The sequence below is a fragment of the Cupriavidus sp. SIMBA_020 genome, assembly GCF_046535395.1.
Lineage (GTDB): Bacteria > Pseudomonadota > Gammaproteobacteria > Burkholderiales > Burkholderiaceae > Cupriavidus > Cupriavidus campinensis.
This window is the reverse complement of record NZ_JAWRWU010000987.1, coordinates 1-259: the sequence shown is the minus strand read 5'-3', so window position 1 is coordinate 259 and position 259 is coordinate 1. Positions and strand designations below refer to the sequence as shown.

Genomic DNA, 259 nt, shown 5'->3' with positions numbered 1-259 from the left:
CATCTCGCCGGTGAACGACAGGTAGCCGACCGCACCGCCGTACAGGCCGCGCTTCACGGGTTCGAGTTCGTCGATCAGTTCCATCGCGCGGACCTTCGGCGCACCCGACAGCGTGCCGGCCGGGAAGGTGGCGCGCAGCACGTCGAAATTGGTGGTGCCGGGTTTCAGCTTGCCTTCCACCGAGCTTACGATGTGCTGCACGTGCGAGTACTTTTCGATCACCATCTTGTCGGTGACGACCACCGAGCCGATCTGCGCG

The 259-nt window shown here is 64.1% G+C and carries 1 protein-coding gene; it reads right to left on the bottom strand.

Translation table 11 applies throughout. The features are described 5' to 3' along the window. Positions 1-259, bottom strand: a 259-nt coding sequence (locus SB751_RS32430) for a chorismate-binding protein (protein WP_410749313.1), incomplete at both ends; no start/stop codon positions are given.